Origin of the sequence: Paraburkholderia megapolitana, assembly GCF_007556815.1 — a bacterium.
In the GTDB taxonomy this organism is placed as follows: domain Bacteria; phylum Pseudomonadota; class Gammaproteobacteria; order Burkholderiales; family Burkholderiaceae; genus Paraburkholderia; species Paraburkholderia megapolitana.
This window is the reverse complement of record NZ_CP041745.1, coordinates 2,323,297-2,335,808: the sequence shown is the minus strand read 5'-3', so window position 1 is coordinate 2,335,808 and position 12,512 is coordinate 2,323,297. Positions and strand designations below refer to the sequence as shown.

The window sequence follows — 12,512 nt, the reverse complement described above, 5'->3', positions numbered from 1 at the left end:
GTTCAGCCACGGTGATTCTCGGCTTCGATGCGCTGATCGCGTTCGCGTGCGGAACGCGTGTCGACCTCGACGTTCACCGACAGCCCCGGCAGCAGCACGCTGCGGGTTTCCGGGCCGGTGTCGATACGGATGCGCACCGGCACGCGCTGGACGATCTTCGTGAAGTTGCCGGTGGCGTTTTCCGGCGGCAGCAGCGCGAACTGCGAACCCGTGCCCGGCGAAAAACTATCGACGACGCCGTGCAGCGTCTGGCCCGGCAGCGCATCGATATGCATCTCGACCGGCTGTCCCACGTGCATGTGGCCGATCTGCGTTTCCTTGAAGTTCGCTTCGAGGTAGGTGCTCTGCACCGGCACGACCGTCAGCATCCGCGTGCCGGGTTGCACATACTGGCCGACCCGCACCGAACGATCGCCGATCTTGCCGCCGAGCACGCTGCGCACGACCGTGTTCTCGAGATCGAGTCGTGATTGTTGTGCGCTTGCCTGGGCGGCTTCGAGCTGGGCGCGGGCCTGCGCGAGCTGGGCGTTGGTGGAGGCGATCTGCGTGCGGGCCGCATCGACCGCGGCCGCGTTCGCAGTGAGCGTGGCGGCGGCCTGATCGCGCGTGCTGGTCAGCTCGGCAAGGCGTTCGCTGGTTTCGGCGCCGGTCGCAACCAGTGGGGCGTAGCGCTGTACTTCGTCGCTGGCATGGCGGGCGCTGACGCGCGCCACCTGTTGCTGGGCCTGCGCCTGTTCGATATTGGCTTGCTGCTGTTTGATCTCGGCCTGGGCGCGCGCGATGTCGGCATTGCGCGCATCGACGGTGGCGAGCGCCTGGTCGAGTGCGACCTGGTATTGACGCGCATCGAGGTGCACGAGCGGATCGCCGGGTTTGACGACCTGGTTGTCGGCAACGTAGACCTCGGTCACGTAACCGGCGACTTTCGGCGCAACCGTGACGCTGTCGGCTTGCAGATAGGCGTCGTCGGTGGTTTCGATGAAGCGGCCGACGGTCCACCAGCGCCCGAGCCAGACCGCGGCGACGATCAACGCGACGATTCCAAGGCCGATCAGCAGCGTGCGCCGCCCGGGGCGGCGGCTGGGCACGGCGGATGCGTCATCGATGGGCAGATTGCCCGGGGAGGTGCCTGCGGTGGTTGACATCGGTTTTCCAATTTTTTCCAGTTGGCATAATTATTCCAGTCGTTAAAATTGTGTCAAGTGATATATTTGTATCTGTCTGAAACGAGAGGGGTCTATGAACGACATCAAGAAGCTTCGTCGTCCGCAGGAGGGCGGGTACGCGCGAGGCGATGAGACGCGGCGCAGGATCATCGACGCGGCGGTCGATCTGTTCGGCGAGAAAGGTTTCGATGGCGCGTCGACCCGCGACATCGCCGCGCTCGCCGGCGTCAACGCACCGGCGCTGCAGTACTACTTCGAGAACAAGGAAGGCGTCTATCGCGCCTGTATCGAAGCGTTAGCCGACGACGCGTGGGAGATTTTCGGCCCCGCCATCGAGAACGCGCACGAAGTGCTGAGCAACGACGACGCGGATACCGACGAGCTCATCGAAGCGTTCATCCGTATCCAGGAAGCCACCGCGGACAGCATCTGCGTCAAGGCCACGGTGCCGGGCCGACGGCTCTTTTTTGCGCGCGAGCAATCGGGATCGGAGCCCGCCAGCGCCACCGAAATTCTCATGAACCGGGTTCGCAAGCCGTTCAACGCCGCGGCCGCGGCGCTCGTTGCCCGCATCTCGGGCCGCGCGGTCGACGATCCGATCACGCTGATCCGCATGTTCAGTCTGCACGGGCAAATGGTGATCTTTCACGTCGCGCATCGTACGACGCTGACGTTGCTCAACTGGGAAACCTTCGACGCCGACAATGCCGCGGTCCTGAAGACGACGGTCGCCGATCAGACCCGCATGTTGCTCAGGCAATGGAGCCTCGAGCGGGCGTTGCATGAGGGCGAGGCGAAGCGCAAACCGGCGGCGAAGCGGCGTGCTGGTAGTGCGGCGCGCAAGAAGACCGAGGCGTAACCGCGCGACCGGCTCACCGTCACCGGTTGGGCACGTCGGTCCATTTCCGCGCGAGGTCGAGCCGTTCGACCCGCTCGATCAACCCTTCGGTAAACACACGAATCTTCGCTGGCTGGTGCCGTCTGCTTTGATAGGCGAGATTGATCGTGAGGCGGGGCAGGTGCCAGTCCTCGAGCACCGGCACGAGGCGTCCGGCGACGATGTCGTCGTGCACGATATACAGCGGCTGGATCACGATGCCCATGCCCGCATAGCCGGCCGCGCAGATCACCTGGCCTTCGTTCGAATCGAGTGCGCTCGCGATCGGGACATCGCGCGTTTCAGCGCCGCGCGTGAGGTGCAGCACGTACGGGTCTGCCGCCAGGTGATAGACGAGCATGCGGTGGCGGGCGAGATCGTCGGGAGTTTGCGGGCGGCCGTGTTTCGCCAGATAACCGGGCGACGCCGCCAGCACACGCCGCGTTTCCGCGAGCCGCCGCACCGTGATGCCCGAATCGCTTTCATGCTCGCGTGTGCGGATCGCGACGTCGATGCCGGCTTCGATAAAGTCCGGATACCGGTTGGCCGCCACGATCTGCACCGACAGTTGCGGATACTGCTGGCTGAATTCCGGCAGCCACGGCGCGATATGCATCATCGCGAACGAAACCGAACTCGTCACCCGCAACGTGCCGCGCGGATTCATCGCGGTATCGCCGGCGGCTGCATCGGCTTCGGCCATTTCAGCCAGCAGCGCACTGCAGCGCCGGTGATATTCGCGCCCCGCGTCGGTCAGCCAGAGCCGGCGCGTGGTCCGCTCGATCAGCCGCGCGCCGAGCCGGTCTTCGAGCGCGGCCAGGGTCCGGCTTGCCGCCGCGTTCGACATGTTGAGCTTTTCCGCCGCCTTCGACAGGCTGCCGGTTTCCGCGGTCAGGACAAAAAACTCGATCTGGGTCCATCGGTCCATACGCTTACTCTTCCGCCTGGTGGAAATATCATTTCACTATAGCGCGTTTTTTTCCAGGCGATCGGCGACTACTATCCGCATATAGCGCGGCTTGCGGCCGCGACAAACGGAGACGCCCCGCCATGCGCAATATCAGTGAAGACACGATTACCCAGGCGGTGCTCGCCTCGATGGACGGTTGCCGCGACGAGCGACTGCACACCGTGATGACGAGCCTCGTACAGCATCTGCACGCGTTTGCCCGCGAGGTGAAACTCACTGAAGCCGAGTGGTTTGCGGCGATCCAGTTCCTGACCGATACCGGTCATATCACCGACGACAAACGCCAGGAATTCGTGCTGCTGTCCGACACGCTCGGCCTGTCGATGCTCGTCACGACGCAGAACAACCGCAAGCCGGCTGCCTGCACTGAAGCAACGGTGTTGGGGCCGTTTTTCGTGGACGGCGCGCCCACCTATGAGAACGGCGACGATCTGTCGAACGAGGCGCTTGGCGCACCATGTTTCGTGCGCGGCCATGTGCGCGGCGTGGACGGCGAACCGGTGGCAGGCGCGTCGCTCGATGTCTGGCAATCCGACGAAGACGGCTTTTACGACGTGCAGAAAACCTCGGCCGAAGTCGGCGAGATGGTCCATAGCGCACGCGGCAAACTGCACACACAGGCCGACGGCAGTTTCCATTTCCGCTCGATTCTCGCCGAAGCCTATCCGATCCCTCACGACGGTCCGGTCGGGCGCATGCTCGATGCGCTCGGGCGCCACCCATGGCGGCCCGCGCATCTGCACTTCTGGATCAAGGCGCCGGGCTACGAAACGTTGATCACCCATGTGTTCCGTCAGGGCGACCAGTACCTCGATTCGGATGCGGTGTTCGGCGTGCGCTCGACGCTGGTGGTCGAATGGGTGAAGCACGCGCCCGGCATCGCGCCCGACGGTACGTCGATGAGCGTGCCGTTCTATACGCTCGACTACGACTTCGTGCTGAATCCCGCTCCTGCTGGAGCGACCGTATGATCCGGCACATCGTCATGTGGCAGGTGCGCGGCGATACCGCGCAGGAAAAACGCATTTCGGGCGAACGCGTGAAAGAGGCTTTTGAAGGATTGCGCGGACGGATTCCAGGCATGCGTCATCTGGAAATCGGCATCGATACCAGCACGGTCGATTACGCGTGCGACGTCGTGCTCGTCAGCGACTTCGAATCGCGCGAGGCGCTCGAGGCGTATGCGAACCATCCCGAGCATCTGCGCGTGAGGCAACAGCTCGGCGATGTGCGCACGGCGCGGTATCAGGTGGACTACGAGGTGAGTCAGCCGATCACATCATCGTTGGTGTCATCCGTGTCGCCCGCAGCGGAGGCAAGCGATGCCAACGCCTGATTTCGTCTACACGGCGCGTGCCGCACGTGTCGTGTTCGGTTCGGGAAGTCTGCAGCATCTCGAGCGCGAGGTACTGCAACTCGGTGCGATGCGCGCGCTGATTCTCTGCACACCCGAACAGCGTTCGCTCGGCGAGGCGATCGCCGCGCGGCTCGGCACACGTGCCGCGGGCATCTTCGATCGAGCCGTGATGCACGTGCCGCTCGAACTCGCGATCGAGGCACGCGCCGTTGCGCAACAACTGAACGCAGACTGTGCGATCGCCGTAGGCGGCGGTTCGACGATCGGGCTTGGCAAGGCGATCGCGCTCGACTCCGGTCTGCCGATTCTCGCCGTGCCGACCACCTACGCCGGCAGCGAGATGACGCCGATCTTCGGATTGACGGAAGACGGCCTGAAACGCACCGGCACCGATCTGCGCGTGCTGCCGAAAACCGTGATCTACGATCCCGAACTGACGTTGACACTGCCCGCGCCGATGTCGGTCACGAGCGGGATCAACGCGATTGCGCATGCGGCCGAAGGACTCTACTCACGCGATGCGAACCCGGTGATCAGCCTGATGGCCGAAGAGGGCATCGCCGCGCTGGCGCGTGCGCTACCGAAGATCGTCGAGCAGCCACTCGATCTCGAAGCGCGTTCGGATGCGCTATACGGGGCGTGGCTATGTGGTCACGTGCTGGGTAGCGTGGGGATGGCGCTGCATCACAAGCTGTGTCATACGCTGGGCGGCAGTTTCAATCTCCCGCATGCACAGACCCACACGATCGTATTGCCGCACGCACTCGCTTATAACGCGGCGGCCGCACCGCACGCGATGTCGCGTATCGCCCGCGCTGTCGGACACGACAACGCGACGACCGGCATCTACGAACTGGCGCGCGCGAACGGCGCACCGGTTGCGCTCAAGGACATCGGCATGGAGGCCGGCGATCTGGATCGCGCGGCGCAGATTGCGAGCGCCAATCCCTACTGGAATCCGCGCGAGATCGACTACGCGTCGATTCGCGCGTTGCTGCAGGATGCGTTCGACGGCGTGCCGCCGCGGCAGGTCTGACAATCCTTATCGCTGCGTCGCGCGACTGAACAACCGGTCGCGCGCGAGCACGATCAATCCACCGCACGACGCGAGCGCAGGTACTGCTGCAGCCAGAAATAGATGCGCCGACGACCAGTGCAACTCCATCAGCGTGCCGGCAACGATCGGCCCGACGATCGATCCCGCGCGACCCACACCGAGACTCCAGCCCACTCCGGTTGCACGCAGTGAAGTCGGATAGATCGAAGCTGAAAGTGTGTTGTTAGCCGGTTGCCCGCCGACGATACCGAAGCCGCTGATCGCGACGCACACGAGCGTCAACGCAAGCGACATCTGCGCAGTCTGTCCGATCGCAGCGATCGCGATGCAGGCGATCAGGTAGCAGGGCGCCAGCACGCGGAAGAACCCCCAGCGGTCGATCAACGGTCCCATGACGATCGTGCCCACTACGCCACCGACCTGCAGGGTCGTGCCGATCACCGCAGCGTGCGCCACGTCATAGCCGGCATCGGCGGCGATGGTCGGCAGCCAGTTGGCGAGGAAGAACAGGTTCAGCAGATTCAGGAAATTCACGGCCCACAGCAGCAGCGTGACGCGTGCGCGGCCGGCTTCGAAGAGGGCACGGACCGGTGTGCTGCCGGTCGTCCGTTCGTGCACGAGATAGCGGGTGCCGGGCGGACACGGGAGATCCGGTGCGATCTTGCGCAGCCACACACCGACGCGCTCGAGGCCGCATTGCCGCAGCACGAGGAACTGCATCGACTCCGGCAGGAACGCAACCATTGCGGCGGCGATCACGAGCGGAATCGCGCCGCCCAGCAGAAAGACCGCCTGCCAGCCCGCGACAGGAATCAGCGCGGCCGAGAGCACACCGCCGAGCACGGCACCCCCGGTGAAACCGCAGGACACCCACATCATCAACGTTGCCCGTTTGCGCGCGGGGCTGTACTCGCTGACGAGCGCAATCGCGTTACCCATGATGCCGCCGAGCCCGAAGCCGGTGATCAGGCGCATCGTCAGTAACTGGGGCAGCGTCGTGGTGAAGGCGGTAGCGAGCATGCAGACGGCGAGGAACGCGGTCGAGCCGATCAGGACCGGCCGGCGCCCGACCCGGTCGGCGAGCGGCCCCAGTGCGAGCGAACCCAGCAGCATGCCGACGAGACTGGCACCGAACACCGGCCCCATCGCCGCGCGCGACACACCCCACGCATGGATGATCGACGGTGCGACGAAACCCATCGCCTGCACGTCGAAGCCGTCCATCACGACCGATAGACCCACGAGTACCATCAGCCACACCTGGAAGCGACCGACCGGACGCGCGTCGACGATTGCCGCGATATCGATGGCGCCGGTGGAGCCGGCGCTTATGAGGTCTGCGGGCACGTGCTCTCTCATTGCAGACCAAACAGACGGACGGCATTATCGCGGCCGATCTTGCGCCGGTCGTTCTCGCTGATTTCGCAGTGATCGAACCAGCGCGCGGCATCTTCGTGTTTCTCGAACGGATAGTCGACCGAGTACATCACGCGGTCGCTGCCCACTTCGAGCAGCGTGGACAGCAGCGTCGGCGTGCGGAAATTGCCACTGGTGGTGATGTGCACGTTATTGCGCAGGTAATCGCCGATTTCGCGCTCGCACGGCATGCCGCGCCGGCCTTTTCGAAGGATGTGATCGATCCGCCAGACATTGAACGGGATCCCTTCGCCGAAGTGCCCAAGAATCATCTGCAACTGCGGATGACGGTCGAACAGCCCGCTCGACATCAGACGCAACGCGTGCACGCTCGTCTCGGCAGCGAAGGCCCAGGTCGGGCCGGTCAACCACGGCTGGCCTTCATAAATCGGCTCGCGTTCCGGCAACGGATCGCGCGGGTGCATGTAGAACGGTTTGTTCAGCGCCGCGGCGTGCTGCCAGAAGTCGGCGAAACGGGGCGCGTCGTAGTAGGCCACCGTGCGTTCGTCGCCGACCTGCGAAAAGCCGTTGACGAGAAAGCCGTGAAACCCGAGTTGCGTCACGCAGCGTTCGAGTTCGCGCGCAGCAGCGTCCGGGTCCTGCAGCGGTACCGCGGCGAAACCGCCGAAGCGCGCCGGATGACGGCTGATCTGTTCTGCAAGGATATCGTTGGCTTTCTGCGCGACGACGAGCGCCCTGTGCGGATCGGGGATGGCCTGCACGGCGGGCGAGTTCAGCGACAGGATCGAGAACGCCGTACCCCATTCGTCCATTTTTTCGAGTCGCTGCTGCTCGAAATCGAGCAGATTGGCGCGCAGATGCGTCCACACCTCGGGGCGTGCATAGACCTGCGAATCGCCGATGGTCAGGTCGATGGCAAAGTGTTCTTCCAGGGCGATTTTGTCTTTCATAGCGGCATGGTTGAAAAATCAAGTAATGGAACGTGCAGTCTATACTTGAATTTTCAATTAATCAAACGGGAACACCCTGGGTCGCGAGGACGGGAGTCCGGGTCTGGTTTCCGTGAGGTCGTCGAGGGTATACTTGAATCGGCAATCAAATCACGACGGGCACGGTGGACATGGCAAAGAGAAAGCAGACCTCGATCATCGTCGATCACGATCTGGAAGCGGCGATTCCCTACCTGGTGGCGAGGACCGGCAGCCGGATGGGCAACGCTTTTTCAAAGGCGCTCAAGCCCTATGGGTTGAGCCTGACGGAATGGCGTGTGTGCGCGTCGCTCGGGCATACGCCGCATCAGCGGCTCTCCGAACTGGTCGTGCGGGCGTGTGTCGATATGTCGGCGCTGTCGCGCATCATCGATCGTCTGATCGAACAGGGGTTCGTGTGCCGCGAGCGCAGCGAAGAGGATGCGCGCGCGCTGCGGATCTCGCTGACGGAAGAAGGGGCGGCGCTCGCGCGCGAAATCGTGCCGCTTGCGCAGCACTATGAGGCGATTGCGCTGAACTGTTTCACGAAAGCAGAAGTGAAGGTGCTGCGCACATTGCTCGATCGTCTATACGAAAACACCGAAGTGCTGGTGTGACCGGGCGATGCGTCGTGGGCGAACCAGATGACTAACCCGAACCGGAAGAACCGTGCCGATTCAATTGGGATCGTGGGCCGGTTCATTCGCTGTTTGCGCATGCAGCCACGTGATGAAAGCTCGCGCAATATCGGATAACGGGTACGAGGTCGGATAAACCACGTAGTAATCGAGACGTGCCTGAATGGCCGGACCGGGCAAGCGACGTAAAACGCCGTCTCGAATAGCATCGGATACGAGCCAGTTACGCCCCAGCGCAATTCCCTTGCGTTCTTCTACTGCACGCAATAATAGTGACGAGTCTTCATAAGTGGTGCCGTGAAGAGCAGACGCGGGGTTGACTCCGGTTCGCTTGAACCAGCGCTCCCACTCGTCGTATGGGTTCAGCAATGGGTAACGGAGCATGTCATTCGGGCAGGAGGGTAAATCGTCATAACCCTCGACACCGGCAGACGATATAACGGGGAATAGCGTCTCGGTAGCCAGCTTTTCTGCCGCCAGCCCATCCCATTTCCCATTTCCGGTACGGATGCCCAATGGAATCTGTTTCTCGGAAAGATCGAGCGCCGCAATCGTAACGACCAGTTCTACAGTGATGCTCGGGTGGTGCGCATGAAAGTCCGCAATCCGTGCCATCAACCAGCGGTTCGCAAACGATGGAACCACGGTCACCCGAAGCCGACCCGGCGATGGCCGGGTTTCCTGGCGCAATTCATTGACGGCGTCGGAAATGAGTTGCAGCGCGCCTGACATCGCGAGCTGTAGACGCTGCCCATGCTGGGTCAGCACGACACGCCGTCCGACCCGGGCAAAAAGCTTGATTCCCATTTCTTCTTCGAGCGCCTTTACCTGCCTCGTTACCGCGCCGTGTGTGAGAAACAGCGATTGCGCGGCTTCACGGAAACTCTGATACCGGGCTGCGGCTTCGAAGACCTGCAAATTTCTCAAAGAAGGTAGTCGCATAACTGGTTGGTGAGTTTAAATCACCATCACGTTAGCAAATTTTTCATCTTTACCAAAAATAATTTTTGTTAATATTGGTTGTGCGTCGCACCAACCAGAAGAACAATCAGATTTATTGTGCCAAACCGTTTTGAGAAAGATTGATTTTTAAGTGATCTTTTCTGAGGTGCCTAGAGTTTTTCTTCAAGCCGTCACAAAGTTTTATTGATTTGGTGTATCCGCCAGAAGCTTGTCTGGCGGGCGTATGCGAGATACATACTTTATATGCCGAATGAATAAAGCAGAATTTCCTGGCACCCCGCAATCTGTTTGTATATGTCCGTTTGCGTACGGACCATTAAGTTTGCATCGCTTGACGTTGCAGTAAAACCCACCAATCTGAATCGAGTTATGAATTCGACTACTTCTCCTATGGCGACGTCACCGTCCCGGCAGGTTCTGGTTCTTATTGCCGTCATTCTGGCGTGTTTCAGTGTGCCGCTGAATTTCACTGCCGGCCCAACCGCCCAGCCGTATATCGCGAAGGATCTGGTAGGTGGAGCGGCAGCGCTGTCGTGGATCACCAATGCGTTTTTCCTGAGTTGCGGCAGTACGTTGATGGCGGCCGGCGCGATGGCCGACCAGTATGGCCGCAAGAAGATATTCGCCATCGGCATGGTGGTGTCGACCGTCATGTCGTTCCTGATGCCGTTCGCGTCAAGCGTGTTCACGCTCGACCTGCTGCGGGTGCCGCAAGGGTTGGCGGCGGCATGTGCCTACTCAGGCGGCATTTCGATCCTGGCACAGGAATTCGAAGGTCACGCCCGCACGAGGATTTTTAGTGTGATCGGCATCACGTTCGGCGCAGGACTGGCGTTCGGTCCGACCATTGCCGGCATCCTGATCACTCTTCTCAGCTGGCGAGCGGTGTTCTTCGGCAGCACCATCATCAGCCTCGTTGCCCTTGTGCTGTGCGTGACGTCGATGACCGACAGCAAGGATCCGAACGCGCGCGGCCTCGACTGGTGGGGAGCATCGATCTTCACGCTGATGTTGTCGTGCTTCACGTTTGCGATGATCGAAGCACCGACGGCAGGCTGGACAGCCCCGTTGACCATCGGCCTGTTCGCGCTGTCTGCTGTGGCGTTGGTGGTGTTCGTCGTTGTCGAGAAGCGCGTCGCCAACCCGATGCTCGATCTCTCGCTGTTCGCCTATCCGCAGTTCGTCGGGGTGCAGTTGTTGCCGCTTGCCGCCGCATATTGCTATGCGGTGCTACTGGTCGTGCTGCCGCTGCGCTTCATCGGCATTGAGAATCTGAGCGCACTCCAGTCGGGCGTGTTGATGATTTATTTCTCCGGCTCGCTGCTGTTTATTCCGTTCGTCGCCGCAAGCATGACCCGCTATGTGCCCGTCGGCGTTCTGGCTGGCGTCGGTATGCTGATTTCGGTGATCGGCATGTTCTTTCTGATGCATGTACCGATCGGCGATCACGGCATGGCGATGCGCATCAATCTTGCCGTGATCGGCTTCGGTGTAGCAATCCCCTGGGGGTTAATGGACAACCTCGCGGTTTCCGTGGTGCCGAAGGAAAAAGCGGGCATGGCAATCGGCATCTTCGGCGCATTACGTGTCTCGTTCGACACGACTGCAATTGCGATTGTCGGCTCGCTGCTCGCATTCTTCATCGCACGAAATCTGGGCGCGATACCTGGACTCGATCCGCAGGCGGTCGCGGTGGCCTCGGCGCAACTCTCGGCCGGTGCGGTTCCCAAGGCGCTCAGTCAGTTGCCTTCGGTGACGCACGCCCAGTGGCTGGACGCGTATGACCTGGCGTTTCGCCATCTTCTGATTGCGTTGATGACGTTGACGAGTGCCGCCACGCTGCTCGTGTTCGGGTTGCTCGGGCGCGTCAGTCTCAATCACGACGAGAGCAACGCAGAGTCGTCGCTCGGCGTGACGCTGACAAAAGAACTGAGCGGGCAGGAATCATGATTCTCCAAGACATACTTCCGCAATTACTGCACAAGGGATCGGCAGACGACGTCCTGATTCACCGCTACCGGCCGGCTGCGCCACTCTATCTGGATGCTGCTGCTGCGCCACGTACAGACGACGACGTGCTCGCCAGCGTCTACGCAACTCACGACGAAGCGCGCCGTCGGCTGGACGTACCGCTCGACGAGCGCGGTCACTTTGTCGCCGATGCGTCGCTGTCGAGCAGCGTGCCGTTCGATCCGGCCTGGAACACACTACGCGCCGTGCCGTATCAGGTACTCGAGCCGTGGTTTGCGCAGCGCCGCGATGGGTCGCACGACTCGCAGTCGCAGTCACAGTCGCAGGACGACGCGTTCGCATGGATTGCCCGCGCGTACGGCGAAGAGCGACGCTGGTCCAGTTCGTACGAAATGATCAATCGCGCCGATCACTACTATTTCTACCGCAAGGAACACGAACACGTACCAGGCGTCATGCTGATCGAAGCGCAGCGCCAGGCGGTCTACCACCACCTGTACAAGCACACCCGTCATCAGCGCGGCAAGGTAACGGTCAGCCTCAACGAGCTCAATTCGGCGTTCTACGCGTACGCGGAATTGATGTATCCGATCGAGCTGGTGGTCGACGATCTGACGCCGGGCAACGCGCCGTGTCCGAGGAATATTCACTACCGGGTTTCGTTCTATCAGCGCAGAAACCTGCTTGCCGTCATCGATACGAAGGCCAGCGTCATCGAGATGAGCAGCTTCGAGAAGATCCGCAACATCTTTCTCACATCGGACGACTGGTACACGCCGCTTGACCCACGTCTCGTGCAATCCACGCTCACGGAGAGCGATGGAGCGCGCAGCGATGTTGCACTGATCGCCGTTTCCAGAGACGCCTGCGTGACAGGCCGTCTGAATATCGAGCACGGGAATGTGCGGTCCATCGTCGTATCGGACAGGGAAGGCGTCACGTTTTCGCAAGACGTCGCGTTCGAGCGCGAACTCGGCGACCAGACGCTGTGGCGCTTTGTGAATCTGACGCCGGGCAACGTAATCGACATCGGCAAGGTGATCAAACGCGGGTTCATCGTCGCTGCGGGGACGCCCGACGTCGCGTCGAACAGTTGATCTTTTTCGTATCGATCAGGTAGTTCGAGTCAATCGAGTTAATCGAAGTATCCGAGTTCTTCATTACCCAA

At 61.5% G+C, this 12,512-nt stretch carries 12 protein-coding genes; 7 read left to right on the top strand and 5 right to left on the bottom strand.

The window, feature by feature from the left end; translation table 11 throughout:
- Positions 1 to 2: 2 nt before the first annotated feature.
- Positions 3 to 1,145, bottom strand: coding sequence for an HlyD family secretion protein (locus FNZ07_RS23660; RefSeq protein ID WP_091013181.1), 1,143 nt, complete (start codon positions 1,143 to 1,145; stop codon positions 3 to 5).
- A gap of 94 nt (positions 1,146 to 1,239) precedes the next feature.
- Between FNZ07_RS23660 and FNZ07_RS23655 the strand changes: the two genes are divergently transcribed.
- Positions 1,240 to 2,025: a CerR family C-terminal domain-containing protein gene (locus tag FNZ07_RS23655; RefSeq protein WP_091013178.1), complete on the top strand. Its 786-nt coding sequence runs from the start codon at positions 1,240 to 1,242 to the stop codon at positions 2,023 to 2,025.
- Between the two features lie 19 nt (positions 2,026 to 2,044).
- Here FNZ07_RS23655 and FNZ07_RS23650 read toward each other — a convergent pair whose 3' ends face one another.
- Positions 2,045 to 2,971 (bottom strand): LysR family transcriptional regulator, encoded by a 927-nt coding sequence (locus FNZ07_RS23650; protein ID WP_091013174.1) that lies wholly within the window; start codon positions 2,969 to 2,971, stop codon positions 2,045 to 2,047.
- 122 nt (positions 2,972 to 3,093) lie between these two features.
- Between FNZ07_RS23650 and FNZ07_RS23645 the strand changes: the two genes are divergently transcribed.
- From FNZ07_RS23645 to FNZ07_RS23635, 3 genes are read left to right on the top strand one after another with little or no spacing between them, the layout of a single operon-like run.
- Positions 3,094 to 3,984 (top strand): intradiol ring-cleavage dioxygenase, encoded by an 891-nt coding sequence (locus tag FNZ07_RS23645; protein ID WP_091013170.1) that lies wholly within the window; start codon positions 3,094 to 3,096, stop codon positions 3,982 to 3,984.
- The gene (locus FNZ07_RS23640) at positions 3,981 to 4,349 is read left to right on the top strand and encodes a Dabb family protein (protein WP_091013168.1); all 369 of its coding nucleotides are present in this window, start codon (positions 3,981 to 3,983) and stop codon (positions 4,347 to 4,349) included. Before FNZ07_RS23645 ends, FNZ07_RS23640 begins: the two co-directional genes overlap by 4 nt.
- The gene (locus tag FNZ07_RS23635; RefSeq protein ID WP_091013165.1) at positions 4,336 to 5,406 is read left to right on the top strand and encodes a maleylacetate reductase; all 1,071 of its coding nucleotides are present in this window, start codon (positions 4,336 to 4,338) and stop codon (positions 5,404 to 5,406) included. Before FNZ07_RS23640 ends, FNZ07_RS23635 begins: the two co-directional genes overlap by 14 nt.
- Positions 5,407 to 5,412: 6 nt before the next feature.
- Here the strand turns inward: FNZ07_RS23635 and FNZ07_RS23630 are convergent, their stop codons facing one another.
- Entirely contained in the window at positions 5,413 to 6,774 is a 1,362-nt protein-coding gene (locus tag FNZ07_RS23630) for an MFS transporter (protein WP_245811509.1), read from the bottom strand.
- Positions 6,775 to 6,782: 8 nt separating this feature from the next.
- On the bottom strand, positions 6,783 to 7,754 hold the full coding sequence (locus tag FNZ07_RS23625; RefSeq protein WP_091013158.1) for an amidohydrolase family protein: 972 nt from the start codon (positions 7,752 to 7,754) through the stop codon (positions 6,783 to 6,785).
- A 170-nt stretch (positions 7,755 to 7,924) separates the two neighbouring features.
- Between FNZ07_RS23625 and FNZ07_RS23620 the strand changes: the two genes are divergently transcribed.
- Positions 7,925 to 8,389, top strand: a complete 465-nt coding sequence (locus FNZ07_RS23620) for a MarR family winged helix-turn-helix transcriptional regulator (RefSeq protein ID WP_091013154.1) — start codon at positions 7,925 to 7,927, stop codon at positions 8,387 to 8,389.
- Between the two features lie 60 nt (positions 8,390 to 8,449).
- Here FNZ07_RS23620 and FNZ07_RS23615 read toward each other — a convergent pair whose 3' ends face one another.
- On the bottom strand, positions 8,450 to 9,352 hold the full coding sequence (locus FNZ07_RS23615; protein WP_091013151.1) for a LysR substrate-binding domain-containing protein: 903 nt from the start codon (positions 9,350 to 9,352) through the stop codon (positions 8,450 to 8,452).
- Between the two features lie 390 nt (positions 9,353 to 9,742).
- Between FNZ07_RS23615 and FNZ07_RS23610 the strand changes: the two genes are divergently transcribed.
- Both FNZ07_RS23610 and FNZ07_RS23605 read left to right on the top strand, forming a co-directional pair.
- Complete coding sequence (locus FNZ07_RS23610) at positions 9,743 to 11,323, top strand: MFS transporter (protein WP_170275825.1); 1,581 nt, start codon at positions 9,743 to 9,745, stop codon at positions 11,321 to 11,323.
- Positions 11,320 to 12,441 carry an AfsA-related hotdog domain-containing protein gene (locus FNZ07_RS23605; protein ID WP_091013145.1) on the top strand — a complete coding sequence of 374 codons (1,122 nt, stop codon included), beginning with the start codon at positions 11,320 to 11,322 and terminating at the stop codon, positions 12,439 to 12,441. Before FNZ07_RS23610 ends, FNZ07_RS23605 begins: the two co-directional genes overlap by 4 nt.
- The last annotated feature ends 71 nt before the right edge of the window (positions 12,442 to 12,512 follow it).